The sequence below is a fragment of the Sorangium sp. So ce1036 genome (assembly GCF_051369805.1).
Classification (GTDB): domain Bacteria; phylum Myxococcota_A; class Polyangia; order Polyangiales; family Polyangiaceae; genus Sorangium; species Sorangium cellulosum_F.
The window spans coordinates 5,258,106-5,275,936 of the sequence record NZ_JBBMOX010000001.1; the positions used below are offsets into that span (position 1 = coordinate 5,258,106).

Consider the following 17,831-nt stretch of genomic DNA (forward strand, 5'->3'; position numbering starts at 1 on the left):
GCGGCGAGAGTATCAGCCCTTTTGTCTGAAAGGACCGATGTGTGTCAGGGTAAGGGCGATGCCGCTGCCCAGCCTCCCCCGCGCGCCCGGCGCGCCGTCGCTCGCGCTCCGTGCGCCCCGCGCCCCGGGTTCCTCACCGCGACGCCCACCCCCCACCGCGCCGTGCGGATCGCCGATCCGGGTCGGCGGACGAAAAATGTCCGAGGTGCGTCAGGAACCGCGGGCAAGGACCGCATTCCGCGACGACCACACAATAATCGTCGTCGCGTCAATTGACTGTATTCCATTCAGTGGAATAGAGTCGCCCGCGTCGGTTGGGTAGGGCCTCCGGCAACGATGGGAGGACCGGTGCAGAGGATCCCCGAGGACGTGCTGGATCGCATCGAGCGCGAGCACGCCCAGGGGATCACCTCGAGCGATATCCTCGAGCTGTTCGCGGCGCATGGCATCAAGTTCAGCGAAGCGACGTTGAGGAAATACGTGCAGCTCGGCCTGCTCCCGCGCAGCGTGCGCGTGGGGCGAAAGGGCAAGCATCAGGGCTCGCAGGGCATGTATCCGGCCACGGTAGTCCGCCAGATTCAGCGCATCAAGGAGATGATGGCCCAGGACTACACCATCGAAGAGATCCAGCGTGAATTCCTGTTCGTGAGAGGTGATATCGAGGAGCTCGAGCGCGCGATGGCCAAGGTCTTCAACGCGCTCAGGGAAGCTGCCAAGGACCGGCGGAGCGAGACGAGCGGCAGGGCGATAGCCCAGGACCTCGCGAGCGCGGAGACGCTCGCGCGGGAGCTCGTCGCGAAGCTGGCGCTGATAGAAGAGCGCTTGATGGCGCAAGCGCGGCTGACGAGACAGGCGGCCTCTTCCTGAGAGGCCGAGTCGCGGGATCTTTGTTTTCGTGAAGTGAACGGGGCCGCGCGAGCGGCCCCGCCTGGGCTTTTGCGGTGGACGGGGCGGGCTCCGGCTCGCTTCGTCTCGAATTTCTGGGGACGGCATCCGGCGTTACGTCGGGCAATGGAGCGGTGCCCCTGGCGCTCGAGCAGGGACTCGGACGTCAAGGGGAACGCGCGCGCTTGAGAGCGGAGACGCTACCAAACGGAGGCAGCGCATGGCGACGGTGTCTGACAGCGAGCTCGAGATCTTCGGCCTGGACGGTGCGGATGCGGTGGGTGGTGCTTGCGAGCCCGCGGGGGCGGCTGAGCCCGTCGTCGAGGGGGCGCTGGCGCGCCAGGTGGAGCCCGAGCCGTCGGGCACCGCCATCACGCGCGAGCAGCGCAGGTCCCGGCGCAAGCGCGAGATCCGGGCGCGGACGATCAGCGTCAAGCGCATGACCAAGCGCGAGCTCGAGATCGGCCGGATGCTCTACCCCGAGACCGACTACTACAAGCCGCGGACCCGCGCCGAGTGCGTCGACGGCCCGAGGCCGTGCCCGTACGTGTCGTGCCAGCACCACCTCTATCTCGACGTGTCGGCCAGGACGGGCGCCATCAAGCTGAATTTCCCCGATCTAGAGGTCTGGGACATGAACGAGACGTGCGCGCTCGACGTCGCCGATCGCGGCGGCACGACGCTGGAGGATGTGGGAGCGATCATGAACCTGACGCGGGAGCGGATCCGCCAGGTCGAGGTCAAGGCGCTCGCGAAGCTCGAGGCGCTGAAGGACATGATGGCGCTGCGCGACTACGTCGATGAGGGCCCCGTCGGCAAGCGCCGGCTCCCGGTGCTGGCCCAGCCCGAGGAGGACGAGGACGAGGACGAGGTCGCGCTCGACGAGGACGACGACGACGCGCGCGGCGCGAGCGACGCGGATCACGACGGCCTCGGGGCCGGGCGCGCCGACCGGATGGCCGCGATCGAGGACGCCGCCGACTTCGACGGCGGGGAGTGATCAGTCGGGCCGGGCTTCGACGGTCACGATCGCGTCCGCGCCGAGCGCGCTCGAGAGGAAAGCGCGCCACGCGGCCAGCGTGATCCGGGCCGGCGGCGCGCCGGACGCCGGGCCGCGCCAGAGGTCGATCAGCCGGCGTCGAGGCTCGGCGAGCGCGTCGCGCTCGTGCCGGGCGACGTGGTCCGCGGCGCGGCGGAGGTCCGCGTCGGTCGCCCGCTGGGCGAGGCCGGCGAGGAGCGCCTTCACACGGGCCGAGGCCTCGCCGATCTCGGCGCTCGGCGCCCGGATCTCGACGGCGAGCGCCGCCGCGCGCGTCCCGCCGAGGAGGCGAGCGCTTGCGCGCGCCGCGAGCGGCCGCGCCGGCGCCGGGGGCGAGGGGGCCGCCACCGCCGGAGGCGAGGCCGCCGGGGCCGCAGCGGGCGAGGCCGCCGGGGCCGCAGCAGGCGAGGCCGCCGGGGCCGCAGCGGGCGAGGCCGCCGCGCTGAGCGCCGCGGCGAGCAGGCCGTCGCTGCCGTTGAGGGCGGCGACCGTGAGCTCGGCGAGATCGTGCGCCGCGGGCGCGGCCGGGAGCCGCGCGCCGACGAGGGCCTGCGCCAGGGAGGTCCCCTCCGGCAGGCGGACGTCGTGGTGCCCGGGCCGAGCGACCACGGCGCCGTCCGGCGAGCCGCACCCGCGCGCCGTGAGCCGCGGCGCGAGCCAGCGCTCGGCGGCCTCCGCCGCGGCCGTCGCCTGCGAGGCGTCGGCGTTCGCGAGGACGGCGAGCCGGAGCGGCCCCGTCGCGAGCGCCTGCCAGCGGAGCCGCACGGTGTCGATCGCGCTGCTCGCCACCCGGTCCCAGACGCCGAGCGGCTCGATCCACGACGGGTGATCGGGCGCGAGCGCGGAGGCGAACGCCTCGAGCGCCGCGGCCCGCCCGCCGGCGAGGCGCTCCAGGTGCTCGAGCGCCGCGGCGCGCGCGAGCGCGAGCGCGTCGGGGCTCACGGTCGTCGCCGCCACCGTCCGCGCGGCGGCGCTCGCGACGCGGCGCGCGAGCTCGGCGGGCGTCTCGCGGTCGTCGCGGAACGGCGCGTGAGCGATCACCCCGACCGCGTCCGCCGTGATCCAGGGCTCGATCGTCACGTCGAGCTCTCGCCGCCGGAGCTGCACGGCCGAGAGCGCGGCGAGCGCCGTCGAGCCGGCGTCGTACTGCCCCTCGTCGGCGACGCCGCACGGGCTCGCGAGCAGGACCCAGACCTCGCCTTGCCCGCGCTCGACCAGCGATCGCCGCTCCAGCGCGGGCTGGGCGCCCGCGGCGAGCGCGCGCCCGAGCTCGGCCTCGAAGCGCTTCCCGCCGGGCGACTCCGGCGCCGACGGCCGCGGCGGATCGGCGCTCGGGGGCACGCCGAGCGCCGTCGCCCACCGCTCCGGCGGCGCGCCCGGGGCGCTCCCCGAGAGCGCCCACCAGGCGGCGCGCGCGCCCGCGTCGCGCGGGTCCCGCGCCGTGAGGATCTGCCGCGTGGCGATGGTGGCGCTCGGCGCCGCGAGGCCGCGGCGGATCTCCTGCCGCGCCACCGCGGCCGCGAGCGCCGACGAGGTCTCGACGGGCGGGGCCGCCGGCAGATCGGACGCCTCGAGCGTCACGCTCACGCACCCGCCGCGCGGGCGGGCCACGCCGACCACCTCGACGGTGCGGAACGGTGAAGGCAGCGCCGAGAGCCGCGCGCGGAGCGGCGACCCCGGCGCGCCGAGCCGCTCCGCCGCGGCGACCGCCGCCTGCGGGCTCGCGACGCGCGCGGCCACGGTGACGCGCGCGCCCCGCCGCCCGAGCTGGTTCGTCGAGTACACGCCGAGCGTGTCCGCAGAGGGCCACGCGTCGGTGGCCGGGCTGCCCGCGGGCCAGGCGTCGACGCGCTCCGCCGCGCGGGCCGCCTCCGCGCAGAACGCGGCCGGGCCGACCACGGCGATCGAGGTGCGCCCGGCGTGCAGCGCCGCCGTCCGCCACCCGTCGAGCTCGCGCACGCCCGCGGGCGTCGACAGATCGACGACGGGCTCGGCGCCGGCGAGGCCGAGCCGGCCGGTGCACGCCGCGATCGGCGCGAGCTCCGGCGCGTCGAGCGGGCTGGCCCGGAGCGCCCGCACCCGCTCCATCGCGAGGGCGACCTCCGGGCTGCCCGCCGCGACGGGCTGCGTGAACGCCGCCGACAGCGCGCGCAGGAACGGCTCGACGCGCGCCGCGTCGCGGACGAGCAGGCGCACGCGGAAGGCGCTGCGGTCGATGCGCGCGTCGGCGTCGAAGCCGGCGGCGCGCAGCCGCGCCTCGACCACGCTGGCGAGCGCCGTCGTGGCGACCGACCCGAGATCGGTCGCCACCGAGGCGACGAGCGCGGGCGCGGGATCCCCGTCGCGCGAGACGAGCGTCAGCCGCGGCCGCGCCTCGATGTGGCGCACCTCGATGCGCCCGACGCTCCCTTCCGGCGTCGAGGCGAGGGCGTGCCCCGGCGGCGGGGCGGCGGGCGCGGGGCCGCGGCACGCCGCCGCGAGCGCGAGCAACGGGAGCGGGAGCGCGGGCCTCAGAGAGCGCATGCGACGGCCGCCTCGGGTGCGTCTCCCAGCTCGATGTCGGCGAGGGGGATCGAGGGGGCGTCCCCGTTGCCGCCGCCGCGCGCGGTGAGCAGCGGGGCGGCCGCCGTGGCGGTCACGGCGGAGAGGAGCGCGGTGGGGGTGCGGAGCGAACAGGCCATCCGCCCCGGCTCATACCACAGGGTCGACGGCCGCCGATCCTCCTTGCGGGAGCCGAGCGCCAGAGGGAGCGAGGGGACCGCGCCCGGGGCGCGGGCGTCAGGCGGAGCGCGGATCGGGCGCCGCGCCCGGGCGGGCCCACGCGCACAGCCGCTCGATGGCGTCCATCACCGTGAAGCAGTAGGTGCGGAGGAAGTCGTCGCCCAGCGGCTCGCCGTCCCGCGCCGCGGCGAGCCCGGCCATCGCGCGGGCGCCGTCGAAATCGACCAGCGCGATCCTCGCCGTGAGCTCCTGCGGCGGCCGACCGAAGGCGCTGCCGGGGAGGAGCGCGACGCCGGCGTCGGTGAGCAGGCGGGCGCAGAGCGCGTCGCTCGTCTCTACGCCGCGGGCGCGCAGCGCGCCCGCGAGCGGCGCGAAGTCGGGGAACAGGTAGAAGGAGCCCGCGGCCGGCTCGACCTGGACGCCGGCGGCGCGCAGCGTGCGCGTCGCGGCCTGGGCGAGCGCCGCGAGGATCTGCCGCGCGCGCCGCAGGTAGTCCTCGATCTCCTGCCCGCCCTCGAACGCGCGCACCGCGGCGTACTGGATCGGGGCGCTCGTGGTCGTGAACGACTCGCTCGCGACGATGGCCATCGCGTCGAGCAGCCACCTGAGCTTCGCAGGGAACGTGAACGTGCCCAGGCGCCAGCCGCCGGCGCCGCACCACTTGCTGAGCCCGCTGCTGATGATCGTGCCCTCGGGGTAGCTGCGCGCGATCGAGGCGTGGCGCCCCTCGAAGTGCAGCTCGCCGTAGATCTCGTCGGAGAGCACGATGATGCCGTGGGCGCGCGCGACCTCCCCGAGCGCCTCGATCTGCTGCGCCGTGTACGTGCCGCCGGTCGGGTTGCTCGGGTAGTTCAGGATGAGGACGCGCGGGCGATGCGGGGTGTCGCGGCAGAGCGCCTCGAGCTGCTCGGGCAGGAGGCGCCAGCCGCTCGCGGCGTCGGTGGGGACGAGGTGGACCTCGCGCCCGATGATCCGGGCCTGCGGCGCGTAGGAGACCCACGCGGGCGTGGGGATCACGAGATCCCCGCGGTAGACCACCTGCAGCAGGAACATCAGCTCCTTCGAGCCCGGGCCGATGAGCACGTCGTCGCCGGAGCAGGCGACGCCGTGCCGGCGCCGGTGGTAGTCGGCGACCGCGTCGCGCAGCGCGCGCAGCCCCTTGACGGCGAGGTAATCCTTGCGCCAGGCGTTGGCCTCGAGCGCCGCGACCACCGGCGCCGGCACGGCGAAGGGCGACTGCCCCAGGCCGAGCTTGGCGATCGAGCGGCCGCGGCTCCGGAGCTCGTCGCAGAGCTCGTTCATGGCCACGGTCGGGGACACGCCGAGCCCGCTCAGCCTCGGCGTGAGGCAGGCCTCGGCGAGGATCTCGCGGCCCATCAGCTCACCGCGGCGTGGGGCAGCGGGGGCACGCCGAAGACCGGGAGGCTCCGGCGGGCCAGGTCGCGCGATCGCCGTTCCCGCTTCATCGCCTGGAGCTCTCGCTCGAAGAAGAACTCGTCGTCGCCGGCCAGCGGCCGGAGCTGATCGAACCACGTGGCGGCCGGGTCGTAGGCGGCGAAAAACGGCCGGCCGACCCACTCGGGGTTGCGCGCCTGGAGCATCTGCAAGACGAAGGCCTGCTGGGAGCCCACCCGGGCCACGCCGTGGATGAGCACCTTGCCGGGCGTGGCGCTCATCGACGGCCCGCGCACCGTCCTGGCGAGGCCGGAGACGCTCCGGTAAGCGACCCGGAAGATCTCGGCTGCCCGCGCGAGCGGCACCTCGAAGTAGCCGCGCGCCCCGGTGTCCCGCTCGACGAACATGTAGTAGGGCACGGCGCCGAGGCGCACCTGCGCGGCCCACATCGTCGCCCACGCCGTGGGGTCGTCGTTGACGTGCCGGATGAGCGGCGCCTGGCACCGCACCACGGCCCCCGTGCTCCGGATGCGGCGGACGGCCTCCTCTGCGATGGGCGGCTCGAGCTCGCGCGGGTGGCTGAAGTGCGCCATCAGGGCGATGTGCATCCCGGCCGCCCGGATCTCCTCGAAGAGGCGGAGCAGATCGTCGGCGTCCGCGTCCGTGACGAACCGGTGGGGCCAGTACGCCGGCGCCTTGGTGCCGATCCGGATGCTGACGAGGTGAGGCAGCCGGGCGCGGAGCAGCGGCTCGATGTAGCGGCGCAGCACGGCGGTCTTCATCAGCAGCGGATCGCCGCCGGTGAAGAGGACGTTCGTGACCTCCGGGTGAGCGCGCAGGTAGGCGAGCAGCGTCTCGGCCTCGCGGCTCGCGAACTTCATCTCGTCGTCGAGGCCCACGAACTGTGGCCACCGGAAGCAATAGGTGCAGTAGGCGTGGCAGGTCTGCCCCTGCGCGGGGAAGAAGAGCACCGTCTCCCGGTACTTGTGCTGCATGCCCTTGAGCGGCTGGCCGTCGAGCCGCGGCACGTTGAGCTCCATCTGCCCCGCCGGGTGCGGGTTGAGCCGCAGCTGGATCTCGCGCGCGGCCGCCCTGATCTGCGCCGGGGACGCGCCCGCGCTCATGAGGCCCATCATGCGCTGTAGATCGCCCGGCGCGAGCATGCCCGGCTGCGGGAACGTGAGCTGATATATCGGATCGTCGGGCACCGCGTCCCAGTCGATCAGCTCCTCGAGGACATGATCGTTGACCCGGAACGGCAACACGGCCGCCACCGCCTTCATGGCGGCGCGATCGCGCTCGCTCAGCCGAGCGAGCTGCCGGACATCATCGATGTCCCGTCCCTCATAGATCTTGAGCTTCCTGAAATTCATGCTGGCTCCCAAACGGACCTCCATCCTCCCCAGTGTCATCCTCGATGTGGAGGTTAGAATTTAGTTTGACCTCAAACTTTTGCAAGGAAAAGCGACGCGGTCTGCGCGAGGCGCTCGCGCCGTGTGCCCCGGGTGACACGGGTCAGCGCGGCAATCGCGCGGACAGCGCGGCAATCGCGCGGGCAGCGCCGCAATCGCGCGGCGGGCGCGCGCCGCGGCATGTCATGGGAGGGCGTGTCCGCCCGTGAGCGGGCCGCCCGCGGCGGGAGGAGACGGCGCGTCGGGGCGGCCACCTTCCGGGCCGAGCAGATCGAGCAGGTTCGCCTCGACGGTGCCGCAGATGTCCTCGAGCGGCAGGTGGCTGAGGTTGCGCTTGGAGAACGGGTTCTCCAGCTCGACGGCGATCTGATCGATCGCGAGCAGCGGATAGGCCACGAGGATCGTCACCAGCGCGGGGGTCCACCAGAGCTGCCCCACCACCGCCGGCGGCAGCACGAGCAGGTAGAGGACGAGGAAGCGCCGCAGCTTGATGGTGTGGACGCGCGGCATGGGCGTCTTGAGGATGCGCTCGCAGCCGCCCACGTGATCGATGAGGCGCGCCCGCTCGTACTCGGCGGAGTAGAACGCCATGGAGGGCATGGCGCCGCGATCGAGCGCCTCGCGCAGCAGCGCGCCGAGGCGGAGCGAGACCGCGGACGGCATGTGCCCCGCGCGCGCGAGCCGCGCCGCCTCCTCGGCGCTCTGCAGCAGCGCCGCCACGTCGGGCAGCTCCCGTTCGCCGCGGAGGCTCCGCCGCGCCACGGCGGGGAACGCCGCGGACCAGCGCACGAAGCGCTGCCGCCACACCTTGTCCGCGGGGCCGTAGGCGAGCCCGGCCACGGCCAGGTTGCGCGATTGATTGACGATGCCGCCCCACAGCTTGCGGGCCTCCCACCAGCGCTCATAACCCGCGTTGGTGCGCAGCACGAGGAGCAGCGCCAAAAAGCCGCCGGTGAAGTGCACCGGGCCAGCCTCCAGCCCCTGCCAGCCGAGCGCCTCGTGCGCGAGGCCCACCGCGAGGCCGTACAGCCCGAAGCCGAGCACCCGCGGCAGCACCACCGGGGTCACCGCGCCGTGCCAGGCGAGCGCATCGCTCCAGAATCGCCGCGGATCTCGTTGCTCGGGGGAGATCGACGGGCGAGCGGGCGAAGCGGCGTCGGACGCGGGGGACGTCATCGCCGTCTCCACGTAAGGGGCGCGCCTTCGCGCCACAAGCCCGCGAGGGCGACAGGCAGGGCGCCTGCCTTGACGTCCGCGGCCCGCTCGACCATGGAGCGTCGGGGGTATGGTGACGAGAGACTCGCATAGCACCAGCGCAGGCCCCGAGATCCCGGTCGTCTCGGCCGAGCACGCCTTGCGGCGGCTCATGGAGGGCAACCGACGCTTCGTGGACAACACACGGAGCGAGCACATCGCGATTGGGCCGGCGGCCCGGGCGGCGCTCGTCGAGGGCCAACGCCCCTTTGCCATCATCCTCTCCTGCTCGGACTCCCGGGTGCCGGCGGAGATCATCTTCGACCAGGGGCTGGGCGACCTGTTCGTCATCCGGGTGGCGGGCAACGTGGTGGCCCCCTCGCTGGTCGGCAGCGTGGAGTTCGCCGCCGCCGCCTTCGGGACCCGCCTCGCGGTGGTGATGGGCCACACGCGCTGCGGGGCCATCAAGTCCACGCTCGACGGCGTGCTCGGCGAGGGGGAGGGCGACGTCCTCACCGACAACATCCGTGACATCGTCGAGCGCTGCCGGAGCCCCGTGGAGACGGTGGTGAGCGCCGCCGGGCGGGAGTGCGCGAGGGATACCCTGATGCGCGAGGCGGTGCGCGCCAACGTGCGCAACTCGTGCGATCACCTCCGGCACGGCAGCCGCCTGATCGAGCGGCTGTGCGCGGAGGAGGGGATGCGCATCGTGGGCGCCGAGTACGCCCTGGAGACCGGCGAGGTGACGTTCCTCGATCGCCCGTGAAGCCCGCGCGCGAGGCGCCGGGCGCCCCGCACCCCGGGCGCTGTTCCGGGCGCCCCGCACCCCGGGCGCTGTTCACGAGCGTGCGCCGCGAGCCGGCGCGCCGCGCCGCCGGCCGTGGGCCTCCTCGGGGGAGCGGCGGTCAGAGATAGCGCTCCATGGCAGACGTCTTTCCTGGGAGGAGGGTAGTTCCACCACGAACGCCAGTACGCGCTGCCGACGAGCCAGGGGGCCGTGATCAGCGAGGCTCCGGAGGAGCGGATATGGAGCGCGGCGTGCGACAGGACCTCGAAGAACATGCTGGGCTCCGTTGCTGGGCGCCGGCGTGGTATTCAGTCGTTTCTTCGAGGAGACAGGCTGCCTGTCGGCTCCTCGGGGCGTGGCGCGTCGACGACATCCTTTCCGGGAGAAGGGGAGTTGCGCCGCGAGCGCAGGAGCTAGCACGACTGCGGGAAGTGGCCCCGGATCGGCAGAAGAACCGCCATGCCGCGAACGACGCCAAGGAGAGAGGGGAAGGATTGTCCCTCCCTTTCCCCTTCTACTTCCCTGGTTTCTTGGCGCCCTTGGCGTCATGGCGGCCCGCCTCTCGGTCCGACTACCCGCAGTAGCGCCAGGGCAGGGCCCGTGAACGGCCAGGACGAATGCCGGCGGACGGGCCTCGTTGTGGACGATCGAATCTCGCGCTCGCAGCGCTTGTCGGACTCTGGTGCGCGGCGCCGGCGAGGTGTTCACTCCTCGAGACGGAGACCGGTCGCCCGTGGATGCGCCCGGTCGCTCCGGCGACGCTCCGCGATCGCGCGCCGCGTGGCGGAGCGGAGAGAGGGCGCCGAGATGCGCCATGCCGTGCCCTCCGCTGCCCGGCGGCCAGGTCCCTTCCCGGAGGAAAGATCCAGCCAGCCATGCGCCCGGCGCGGCCTCGTTCCGGCGACCCCTGCGCATCTGGCTCTGCGCGCGGACCTGTTTCGGGTTATGGACCGAAGGTGCTCTCCGGTCGTGCTCTCGCCCTCGCGGTCCTCGCGTGGTCCCTCGTCAAGGTGGCGGTGCGCCGCCTCTTCGACGGCCCGAGCGGGCTCGCGCTCTTCCACGAGAACTACGACGCCGATCGGCTGCCGGCGCTCTCGCCCGCCGAGCGCGCTGCGCTGCCCGGCTTCTCCCGCTGCATCGCGTGCGGCCGCTGCGACCTCGGCGAGGCCGAGCGCATCGCCGCCTCCCGGGGGGCGTACCCGGGGCTCATGGCCGTGGTGCTCGCGTCGTCACGGAGCATGCCGGACTTCGACGCCGCGGCGCTCGCCCTCGCGCACGTGCCGGACGAGGTCCTCGCCGAGAAGGAGCGGATCTGCCCGACCGGCGTGCCGTTCCGCGGGCTGGCCCGGTTCGTGCGGTCCAAGGCGGCGCCCGCGGCCGCGCTGCCCGCCGGCGGCGACGGGAGCGAGCCCGCCGCCCTCTCGCTGGTCGCCGCTGTGACCCCGCCCGCAGCCGAGCTCGATCCCTCGTCGGCCGACCGCGCCGCGCCCGAGGCGACATGACGGCGCTGGAGAGACGCCGTGGCGCGGCGCGGGCGCTGGCCTTGATTCTCCTCTGCATCTCTTCCTGCTCCGCGCACCAGCCCATCGCGCCCCGGACGGGCGACGACGCCGCCCACGTGCCCGCGCCCGCCAGGCTCGTCCCCGAGTCGAGCCCGGCGCCGCCGGAGCGAGGCGACGACGAGGCGGACGAGGACGAGCATCGCATCTCGACCCCGATCGCGCCCGCGAGCGCCCGGCGCGCGACGAAGGGGGTCCCGATCCAGCGCGGGCGCGCGACGTACTACGCCGACAAGTTCACCGGGCGCGCCACGGCGAGCGGCGAGCCGTACAACCCGCGCGCGATGACCGCCGCGCACCGGACGTTGCCGTTCGGCACGCTCGTCGATGTCGTCCGCCGGGACGGGCGCCGCGTGCGCGTGCGGATCAACGACCGCGGCCCGTTCAAGCGCGGCCGGGTCATCGATCTGTCGCGCAAGGCCGCCGAGCGGCTCGGGCTCATCAAGGAGGGCGTCGTCGACGTGACGCTCGAGCTCATCTGGAAGCCGGCCCGGAAGCCGTCCAAGAAGCGGCCGCGCTGACCCTCCCGGCGGCCTGACGGGGTGGCGCGGCGCCCGGGGGCTCCCCGGAGCGGCTGGAGTGGAGGCGAGCCACGACAGGGGCTCGCCGGAACGCAAGCCCCGGAGGGGAGCCTCCGGGCGCCGCGCCACCCCGTCGGGCCGCCCCCGCGGCGCCGGGAGGATCACTGCACCAGGCTGAGCCGCGGGGCCGCCGCGAAGGCGGCCAGATGACCGCTCTCCTCGGCGACGTAGACGTCGCACCGCTCGTCGACCCGCAGGAGGTCCGGGATGAGATCGGTCGGCACCTTGCCGAGCAGCGCGCCGTCGCGCGGCCGGACCACGTGCACCTCGTTCTGCGGCACGAACAGCGCGCCCGACCGGAGCACCGGCTCCAGGCGCCGCGGCCGGTCCCCCTCGACGCCGCCCGCCAGGACGTGCCGGTACCGGATCGCGCCGTCGTGCGCGCCGACCCCCACGATCTCGCCCGCCTCGCTGTTCACCACGACCACGTCGTCGACCATGAGGCACGAGGCCGTCGCCGCGCACGCGGTCAGCTCGAAGCGCGTCGCCCCCGTCTTCCGGTCGAGCCCGACCAGCCCCGTGCCGCGCCGCCCGTGGGTCACCACGCACACCGTCTCGGGCCCGAGCAGCGGCGCGCCCACCGGCGCCACGTGCCTCGGCAGATCGACGGTCCACCGCGCCTCGCCCGACCACGGATCGAGGTGGTGCAGCCGCGCCCCGCCGCGGCCGACGAACGCCCCGTCACCGGCCACCGCGAACAGCGCGTCGTGATCGACCGCCACCGCCGACGCGAACGGCAGCCGGTCGCAGAAGCGCCAGACGACCTCGCCGCTCAGCACGTCGAGCGCCACGAGGGCCGGCTCGCCGCTGCCGACCACGACGAGCTTGCCCGCGCGCCGCAGCCGGAAGTTCTCGCCGCGCCGCGCGGCGTAGCGCCAGCGCACCTCGCCCGAGTAGAGGTCCACGGCCGCGAGGTGGCGCGTCCCCTCGCTCACGATGAGCATCCGGGGCAGGCCCGGGGCGCTCACCACCGCGCCCGAGGCGTTCGCGCCGACGCGCGGGGACAGCCGCGCCGACCAGGCGACCTCGCCGGTCGCGAGCTCGTGCAGCTGCAGCGTCCCGTCGGGCAGGAGCCGGCCGAGCCCGACCGGCGTCATCACCGACACCGCGCGCGGAGCCTGCGTGCGCCACAGGCACTCGCCGGTGCGGCGATCGATGCAGGTCAGCTCGCGGGTCGAGCCCACGACGAGCACGTCGCCGCAGAGGAAGGTGGCGCGGAGGTCGAGCGACGGGATGGCCGCGACCCACCGGGCCGTGAAGCGCAGCCGCGTCCGCCCGAACGTGTCCTCGGCCGCGGCCTGCGGGCGCGCCGCCGCCGCGAACGCCCGGTACGTCTCCGGCGCCACGTTGATCTTGGCGTCGTTGCGCGTGAGCTCGCGGAGCCGCTCGGAGAGCGCGCGCACCCGCGCCCGGAACTCGAAGAGGCGCAGGTTCGACGCCTGCCCGCGATCGCGGCGCACGAGGCTGCGCGCCAGCGCCCGCCCGAACGCGACGACGCCCTGGGCGAGCGCCGCCACATCGACGGCCGGGAACGTCCAGGTCTGGGCCCGCTCCTCGGCGGCGGCGAACGCGCGGCCCGGGCCGAGCGCGCGCGGATCGGCGGAGGCGCCTCGGCCCGCGCGGGGCACGCCCAGCGTCAGCGACAGCGCCCCCTCGCTGTGCAGCCGCACGCCCAGGATCGCGCCGCCGACGGTCAGCCGCCGGTGATAGGGCTGCCGCCGCGCCCAGGCGTCGAGCGACTCGAGCGAGAGCGACGCGAGCTGCTCGGCGAACGGGAAGATGAAGACGTCGGGCAGCTCCCGCGCCTCCTCGCCCACGAGCACGCGGATCTTGCCCCGGAAGAGCAGCGAGAAGAGGTCGGCCCGGAGCACCGCCGGCTGCGCGAGGGCCGCGCCCGGCGAGGTGCGCAGGAGCGCCTCGGCCGCGATGGCGATCGGGATCTCGGAGGTCGGCTCGACGCCCACGATCGCGGGCTCCCCGGCCGGCTCGTCGGGCGAGAACGGCAGCGCGGCGGCGAGGCAGCGGCGCGCGGCCGGGAGCCGGTGCTCGCCGAGCCCGCCGTGCTCCGCGTCGTTGCCGGCGAGGGCGCCCTGGCGCGCGCCCGCGCCCCGGCGCGAGGCGAGCCGGTCGAGGGCCGCGAGGATGCGCGCAGAGAGCGCGGCGCCCTCGAAGCGGCGCTCGTGCAGGGCGATCTCGGGGACGTCGCCGCCGCGGAAGACGGTGACGAGGAGATCGCGCCCCACGCGCTCCAGCCCGAGCTCCCACGCGTCGGGCTCCAGGCAGAGGCGGACCACCGCGCGCGCGCGGCGGCCGGAGGCGAGCTCCGCCGCGGCCTCGGCGAGGTCGCAGAGCAGCGGCAGCGCCTCGGTTTCGGCGCGGAGCGGCAGCGCCGCCTCATCGAGCGGCGGGGGCGCTGAGCGCGCCCCCTCCAGGACGAAGTCGAGCACCTCGTGCAGCGACGTGCGCTCGGGCTCCGGTGAGCATCGGGTGTTGTCGGCGACAAGAGAGAGTCCGGGCATCCGCGGTGGGATGCTAGGCAGCGTGCAGCCGAGTCCTAAGTTTTGTGCGCGGATAGCCGCGGAGTGGACAAGCGGGGGCCACCTGACTAAGCAGCCCCGGCGGCCGGCGCGCGCCGCGCGACGAGCGCTGCCGCGAGGGCGCGGCTCGAGCGCGCGCTGCGGGTTGGTTGGCAATCCAACCGGACGTGCAACACTTCCGCAGCCCGAGCGCCATGCCCCCCGAGAGACCGCCCCACTTCTCGATGCTCCGGTCGTTCGCGCTGGCCGATTTCGTCACGCTGGCGAACGCGGCGAGCGGCACGCTGAGCATCCTGCTGTGCCTCCACTACGTGGCCGAGCGCGAGCGCATCTACGTCTGGGTGGCGTTCGCGCTCTTGCCGCTCGCGCTCGCGTGCGACGTGCTCGACGGCACCATCGCGCGCTGGCGTCGCAAGCACTCGCCGCTCGGGGCCGATCTCGACTCGCTCGCGGACGTGGTCTCGTTCGGCGTCGCGCCCGCGGTCCTCGGCTACGCGCTCGGCCTGCGCGGGCCGTGGGACGCCGCCGCGCTCATCTACTTCGTCGCCTGCGGGATCAGCCGCCTGGCCCGGTACAACGTGACCGCGGCCGAGCTGTCGGACGAGCACGGCAAGGTGCGTTATTACGAGGGCACGCCGATCCCGACCAGCCTGCTCATCGTGCTGCTCTTCGCGGTGCTCTTCGCGACGGGCCGGGTGCACGAGCAGCTCTGGCTCGGGGCGATCTCGCTGGGCCCGTGGGCGTTCCACCCGCTCAGCCTGGTCTACGTGGTGAGCGGCAGCGCGATGGTGAGCGGCACGTTGCGCATCCCGAAGCCGTGAGCGGGGAGGGGGCGCCGACCGGTGGCGCGCCCGCGGGAGCGCCGCGCTGACTCGGGCGCTTCGGGCGCTGCTCCGGTGAACGCCCGCGCCCAGGCGGCATCGCCTTGCCTCGCGGCCCGCCTCCCGGCACGCTCGGGTCATGGGCCAGCCCGCCGGGAAGCAGCGCCGCGCCACGTACGCCGATCTGAAAGCCGTCCCGCCGCACAGGGTGGCGGAGCTCGTCCGCGGCACCCTGCACGTGCTTCCCCGCCCGGCACCGCGGCATGCGAACGCCGCATCGGCGCTGGGGGCGGACCTGCACGGCGCCTTCCAGCGCGGGCGAGGGGGCCCCGGCGGCTGGTGGATCCTGGACGAGCCCGAGCTGCACTTCCCCGATCCGGAGGTGCCTGGCGAGGAGGAGGCGCTCGTGCCGGACCTGGCCGGCTGGCGCCGCGAGCGCATGCCCGAGCTGCCCGAGACGGCCTATTTCCTGCTCACGCCCGACTGGATCTGCGAGGTGGTGAGCCCGTCGACCGCGGCCTTCGACCGCAACGAGAAGATGCCCGCCTACGCGCGCGAGGGCGTGCGGCACGCGTGGCTGGTCGATCCCCTCCAGCGGACGCTGGAGGTCTTCTCGCTCGTCCCGGGCCGGGGCTGGGAGCGCGGCGCGGTCCACCGCGGCGCGGCGCGCGTCCGCGTCGAGCCGTTCGACGCCATCGAGCTCGATCTCTCGGCGCTCTGGGCGAAGTAACAGGCCCCGCGCGCTCCCGGGCGGGGCGCGGCCGGGCCCCGACGCCGCGGCGCCGGCCGGGCCCCGACGTCGCGGCGCGCGGTCGCTCTCGATCGCGGGCAGCCCGCGGCGATACACTGTCGCGATGCGACGTTGCAGGAGCTGTGGCGCCTCGCTGGAAGCACCGGATGCCGCGGGCCCATGCCCGCGCTGCGGCGCCGGGGAGCCGGGCGCCCGAGGCGCGGCCTCGCCGAGAGGCCGGCCCGCGCCCGGGGCGGGGCCGTCGCGGAGGGTGAAGGTGCTCCTCGCCGCCGCGATGGCGTTCGTGGGGGTCGGCTTCGCCGTGATGTTCTTCGCGCGGGTGGCTCCGCCGCCGGAGCCCGCGCCGCGAAAGGCGCCGCCGCACCCCGGCGCCCTGGCCGCGCGCAGGGGGGCCGGCCCCCTCGGCCCCGCCGGCACGCCGCTCGCGACGTACATGGCCGCGCTCTGCTTCGCCGACGCGAACGGCGACGACGTGCCCGATCCGGTGCTGTGGCTCGACGGCGAGACGCGCGGGCAGGTCACGGCCGTCGACGGGCGCACCGGGCACGGCCTCTGGTCCTCCGAGGAGCTCGAGAACCCGGACGCGCTCGCCTGTCCGGACCCGACCACGGTGATCGCGGGCCGCGACGGGGATACCACGCTCCTCGCGCTCGACGCCCGCACGGGCAAGGCGCGCTGGACGGCGGAGCTGCCCGGCGTCCCGGACGAGGTGGCCGGCGGCGACGGCTGCGCGACCGTGCTGCTGAAGGACGGCGCCGCGACGGGGATCCGGCTCGACGGCGGGGAGACGGTCGACTGCGCGACCGCGCCGCGGCCGGAGGCGATCCTGGGGCCGTTCTGGGAGCGCAAGCGGAACCCCCAGGGGGTCCAGGTCGGCGACGTGGAGGTCGTGCTCGCGGCGCAGACCCAGGGGACGCCGCGCCTCTCCGCCGAGGGGCGGCGCGGCGGCGAGCCGCTCTGGAAAAAGGATCTCCCGGTGCGCGCGCCGACCTCCGGAGGGCGGGCCGACCTGTTCCTGGTCGCGAGCGGCGGCGCCGCCGTCGTGCTCGGGCTGGGCGCCGCGGGCGGCGACGAGCCGCGCATCCTCGCCATCGACCCCGCGTCGGGCGCCATCCGGTACGACCACGCCGCGAGCTACCTCGGCGGCAAGATCGCGGCGGTGAAGGCGTCCGGTCCGTACGTGTACATCGTGAGCGGCGCCGCGCTGCGCGCCGTCGACCCGGCGACCGGAGACGCCGTGTGGCGCGCGACCGTCCCGCCCAGGCCCCGGTGATCCGGCGGGATCGCGCTCAGCAGAGGCAACCGACGAACGTGCCCGAGAAGAGCGGGCGCTCCATCACGACGGCGCCGCACGTCGGGCAGGTGTCGCCGAGCGTGAGCTCGCGGGGCGGAGGCGCCGGCTTCGCCGACGACGGGCCCGCGGAGGAAGCGAGGGCGGCGAGCGGCTGGAACTCCACGATCGAGACGCGCGAGAACCCTTGCCGCGGCGTGGCGCTGCGCTGCGGGGAGGCGAGGAGATCCTGCTTGCACCGGACCGGCAGGATCGGCCTCGACATGTTGATATAGGCGAGCTCGGACGTGTAGTACGACGGATCGAGCATGCGCGCGTCGTCCGGCTGCACGACCCCGTGCTGGAAGGCCTCGATCAGCATGTCGACGTCGGTCCGCGTGTTGCGGTTGCGCGCGGCGTCGACGAGGAAGAGGCCGTTGCCGTAATAGGCCGCGTTGAGCCAGAAGCCGGTGCCCGCGGTGTGGTAGCCGCCGGTGGCCCACTTGTACCCGCGCAGCGCGCGGACGTGCGCCGTCAGCGCGTTCGCCAGCGCGTACGACGTCATGCCGAGGGGCAGGAGGCTCACGAGCGCCGCGGGGTGGAAGTTCAGGCAATCACTGCAACAGACGGGCACCGTCGGCACGAGCGCCTGCGCCGGGTCGATGCAGACCTGGACTTCCGATTCGCTGCGATAGCAGCCGGTGAAACAGGAGTGCCGCTCGACGGCGGCGAGGAGCGCGGCAGGGAGTGCCATGCGCGCAACTATACCGTCCACGAGGGCGCATGGCTGCCGGGAGGCGCAGCGACGCAGTCGCTCCGACGCCTCCTGGCACGGCGCGTTGCGCGGAGCGGCGACGGACTCTGGTGTTCACGACGTTC

Annotated in this window: 15 protein-coding genes; 8 read left to right on the plus strand and 7 right to left on the minus strand. The window is 74.7% G+C overall.

Translation table 11 applies throughout. From position 1 onward, the window contains the following. Positions 1–369 precede the first annotated feature (369 nt). Together WMF31_RS19810 and WMF31_RS19815 are read left to right on the plus strand one after the other, a co-directional pair. Complete coding sequence (locus WMF31_RS19810; protein WP_242516274.1) at positions 370–867, plus strand: MerR family transcriptional regulator; 498 nt, start codon at positions 370–372, stop codon at positions 865–867. A gap of 238 nt (positions 868–1,105) precedes the next feature. Further along, positions 1,106–1,885: a sigma factor-like helix-turn-helix DNA-binding protein gene (locus WMF31_RS19815; protein WP_436603454.1), complete on the plus strand. Its 780-nt coding sequence runs from the start codon at positions 1,106–1,108 to the stop codon at positions 1,883–1,885. Here WMF31_RS19815 and WMF31_RS19820 read toward each other — a convergent pair whose 3' ends face one another. From WMF31_RS19820 to WMF31_RS19840, 5 genes are all read right to left on the minus strand, one after another. Then, the gene (locus WMF31_RS19820) at positions 1,886–4,447 is read right to left on the minus strand and encodes a hypothetical protein (RefSeq protein WP_436603455.1); all 2,562 of its coding nucleotides are present in this window, start codon (positions 4,445–4,447) and stop codon (positions 1,886–1,888) included. Next, positions 4,435–4,605 carry a hypothetical protein gene (locus WMF31_RS19825; RefSeq protein ID WP_436603456.1) on the minus strand — a complete coding sequence of 57 codons (171 nt, stop codon included), beginning with the start codon at positions 4,603–4,605 and terminating at the stop codon, positions 4,435–4,437. The genes WMF31_RS19820 and WMF31_RS19825 overlap by 13 nt, the downstream gene beginning before the upstream one ends. Positions 4,606–4,702: 97 nt before the next feature. Next, positions 4,703–6,022, minus strand: coding sequence for a pyridoxal phosphate-dependent aminotransferase (locus WMF31_RS19830; RefSeq protein WP_436603457.1), 1,320 nt, complete (start codon positions 6,020–6,022; stop codon positions 4,703–4,705). Beyond that, a complete protein-coding gene (locus tag WMF31_RS19835) occupies positions 6,022–7,413 on the minus strand; it encodes a KamA family radical SAM protein (RefSeq protein ID WP_436603458.1) in 1,392 nt (463 codons plus the stop codon). The genes WMF31_RS19830 and WMF31_RS19835 overlap by 1 nt, the downstream gene beginning before the upstream one ends. 222 nt (positions 7,414–7,635) lie before the next feature. Then, a complete protein-coding gene (locus tag WMF31_RS19840) occupies positions 7,636–8,628 on the minus strand; it encodes a bestrophin family protein (RefSeq protein ID WP_436603459.1) in 993 nt (330 codons plus the stop codon). A gap of 109 nt (positions 8,629–8,737) precedes the next feature. On the opposite strand from WMF31_RS19840, the gene WMF31_RS19845 reads away from it, so the two are divergent. The 3 genes from WMF31_RS19845 to WMF31_RS19855 all read left to right on the plus strand — a co-directional run bounded on the left by WMF31_RS19845 (position 8,738) and on the right by WMF31_RS19855 (position 11,513). Then, positions 8,738–9,412 (plus strand): carbonic anhydrase, encoded by a 675-nt coding sequence (locus WMF31_RS19845; RefSeq protein ID WP_436603460.1) that lies wholly within the window; start codon positions 8,738–8,740, stop codon positions 9,410–9,412. A 977-nt stretch (positions 9,413–10,389) separates the two neighbouring features. Continuing rightward, complete coding sequence (locus tag WMF31_RS19850) at positions 10,390–10,935, plus strand: hypothetical protein (protein WP_436603461.1); 546 nt, start codon at positions 10,390–10,392, stop codon at positions 10,933–10,935. Positions 10,936–11,150: 215 nt separating this feature from the next. Beyond that, entirely contained in the window at positions 11,151–11,513 is a 363-nt protein-coding gene (locus WMF31_RS19855; RefSeq protein ID WP_420878038.1) for a septal ring lytic transglycosylase RlpA family protein, read from the plus strand. A gap of 161 nt (positions 11,514–11,674) precedes the next feature. On the opposite strand, the gene WMF31_RS19860 is transcribed toward WMF31_RS19855, so the two are convergent. Beyond that, positions 11,675–14,092 (minus strand): PQQ-binding-like beta-propeller repeat protein, encoded by a 2,418-nt coding sequence (locus tag WMF31_RS19860; RefSeq protein ID WP_436603462.1) that lies wholly within the window; start codon positions 14,090–14,092, stop codon positions 11,675–11,677. A 212-nt stretch (positions 14,093–14,304) separates the two neighbouring features. Between WMF31_RS19860 and WMF31_RS19865 the strand changes: the two genes are divergently transcribed. The 3 genes from WMF31_RS19865 (at position 14,305) to WMF31_RS19875 (ending at position 16,955) form a co-directional block, all read left to right on the plus strand. After that, positions 14,305–14,931, plus strand: coding sequence for a CDP-alcohol phosphatidyltransferase family protein (locus tag WMF31_RS19865; RefSeq protein WP_436603463.1), 627 nt, complete (start codon positions 14,305–14,307; stop codon positions 14,929–14,931). 139 nt (positions 14,932–15,070) lie between these two features. Beyond that, positions 15,071–15,661: a Uma2 family endonuclease gene (locus WMF31_RS19870; RefSeq protein WP_436603464.1), complete on the plus strand. Its 591-nt coding sequence runs from the start codon at positions 15,071–15,073 to the stop codon at positions 15,659–15,661. 271 nt (positions 15,662–15,932) lie between these two features. Continuing rightward, complete coding sequence (locus WMF31_RS19875; RefSeq protein WP_436603465.1) at positions 15,933–16,955, plus strand: outer membrane protein assembly factor BamB family protein; 1,023 nt, start codon at positions 15,933–15,935, stop codon at positions 16,953–16,955. 16 nt (positions 16,956–16,971) lie between these two features. Here WMF31_RS19875 and WMF31_RS19880 read toward each other — a convergent pair whose 3' ends face one another. Then, positions 16,972–17,706 carry a hypothetical protein gene (locus tag WMF31_RS19880; RefSeq protein WP_436603466.1) on the minus strand — a complete coding sequence of 245 codons (735 nt, stop codon included), beginning with the start codon at positions 17,704–17,706 and terminating at the stop codon, positions 16,972–16,974. Between the last annotated feature and the right edge of the window lie 125 nt (positions 17,707–17,831).